This is a genomic window from Komagataeibacter kakiaceti JCM 25156 (assembly GCF_000613305.1).
This window is the reverse complement of record NZ_BAIO01000390.1, coordinates 1-2,269: the sequence shown is the minus strand read 5'-3', so window position 1 is coordinate 2,269 and position 2,269 is coordinate 1. Positions and strand designations below refer to the sequence as shown.

The following is a 2,269-nucleotide window of genomic DNA, read 5'->3' as shown; positions in this document are numbered from 1 at the left end:
TCCATCAGGACCGCAACGCTGACGTCGCGCGCCGCCGCCGCGTCGATCCGCCCCATTTCCGCCGGGTCGGGCAGCATGAAGCGTGCGTGGATGGCGGCCTGTTCTGGTTCGGCTGTGGACATTTCCCTCCCCTTTCCAACAACTTTGGACTGCGAAAACCGCCTTGCGCATGATAGAGGAAACAGCAAAACGGGCATGGTGCGCGCCTGCGTCCCCTGTCCTTCACCTGTTCATACCCTACCCCGGCAAGGAGGCTTCGTGTCCCACCCCATAATCTGGAGCCTTGTGCTCGCACTCCACATTACCGGCATGACGGCATGGGTCGGCGGCATGATCTATGCGGCTTCGTACTCAGGCCCAGCCTCGGCCTGCTTGATGCGACGCAGCGCGCCTCGATCCATCTGCAGACGCTGAACCGCTTTTTCCGTATCGTATGGCATACCATGCCTACGGTACTCATCACCGGCTGGCTCCTGATTTTTCATTATGGCGGGTTTGCGGTCGTGCCATGGCAGATCAACGTCATGCAGCTTTTCGGGCTGATCATGGCGGGCATTTTCGCGCGCATCTATTTCGGCCCCTACCAGAAGGCCCGCCGCGCCATCCGCCCGCAGCCCGGCGTGTTCGATTCGATCCGGTCGCTGATCGTGCTCAATACCGGGCTGGGCGTCCTGACCATCATCGCGGCCTGTCTGGCGCATCCGTTCTGAATCCTGTGCCCCGGCCCGGAATTACGGGGCTGGACACGCACGCCCCCTTGATTTCCATTGCAAAGATGGATAGGCACAGGGAATGTGGCGCATGAGGGGTCTGTCCCCGTCATGTCACATTCCCCTTCCCTGCATTGCTGCAGGTACATCAGGGACGGCAGCCTGATACAGCGCGACACGGTGGCAATCGGACGGGGCCATATCCATCTGCTGATATGTTCGAGAGTAATTTGAGCGCCAAAAAAACTTCCTCCGCCCCCGCACGTTCCGCAAAAACGGCGGCCGCCGCAGTTCCCGCCGCCAGCATCGACGGGGCCGCCTCCAGTGACACGCCAGAAGAAACAGCCACACCGGAGCAGGCCCAGCCCCTGTTTTCCGAACTCGGCCTGTCCGAACCCATCCAGCAGGCCATAGATGAGATGGGATACCGTCATCCCACGCCCATCCAGGCCCAGGCCATCCCCTATGTGCTGATGGGGCGCGACGTTCTGGGCGTGGCCCAGACGGGCACCGGCAAGACCGCATCCTTCACCCTGCCCATGCTCGAGATCCTGTCCGGCTCACGCGCCCGCGCGCGGATGCCGCGCTCACTGATCCTGGAGCCGACGCGCGAACTCGCCCTGCAGGTGGCGGAGAATTTCGTCAATTACGGCAAGTACCTCAAGCTGACGCACGCGCTGCTGATCGGTGGCGAAAGCATGGCCGAGCAGAAGGAAGTGCTCAACCGGGGCGTTGACGTGCTGATCGCGACCCCCGGCCGCCTGATCGACCTGTTCGAACGCGGCGGGCTGCTGCTGACACAGACACGCCTGCTGGTGATCGACGAGGCGGACCGCATGCTTGATATGGGATTCATTCCCGATATCGAGAAGATCGTGAGCATGCTCTCCCCGCTGCGCCAGACCATGTTCTTCTCGGCCACCATGGCGCCGGAAATCCGGCGGCTGGCCGACATGTTCCTGAGCAACCCGAAGGAAATCACGGTCAGCCGTCCCTCCTCCGTCGCCACCACCATCGAGACCGGCCTTGCGATCGTGGACGCCCATGACAAGCGCCGCGCCCTGCGCAAGCTGCTGCGTGGGGCGGACATGCAGAACGCCATCGTGTTCTGCAACCGCAAGCGCGATGTGGATGTTCTGTGCAAGTCACTGATCAAGCATGGTTTCTCCGCTGGTGCCCTGCATGGGGATCTGCCGCAGTCCACCCGCTTCGCAACGCTTGATGCCTTCAAGACCGGAAGCCTGCAGATCCTGGTCTGCTCGGACATCGCGGCGCGCGGGATCGACATTGGCGGCCTGTCGCATGTCTTCAATTTCGACCTGCCGTTCCATGCCGAGGATTATGTTCACCGCATCGGCCGCACCGGCCGTGCGGGCCGCACCGGTCATGCCTACAGCCTGGCCACCCCCGATGAGGAAGGTCTGGCGCAGGCGATCGAGAAGCTGACAGGCAAGCCCATCCCCCGAATCGAGGTCAATGGCGTGGATAATCAGGACTGGTCCGCTGAACCGCGCGCCGCTGGCGGTCGCCGCAAATCCCGCCACGACAGCGCGGCACAG

1 protein-coding gene and 1 pseudogene are annotated in these 2,269 nt (G+C 62.8%); both read left to right on the top strand.

Features of this window, described 5'->3' with window-relative positions:
• Positions 1-258: 258 nt before the first annotated feature.
• Positions 259-710, top strand: a pseudogene (locus JCM25156_RS24700) (CopD family protein).
• A gap of 230 nt (positions 711-940) precedes the next feature.
• Positions 941-2,269, top strand: a 1,329-nt coding sequence (locus JCM25156_RS14205) for a DEAD/DEAH box helicase (RefSeq protein WP_025813599.1), incomplete at its 3' end; no start/stop codon positions are given.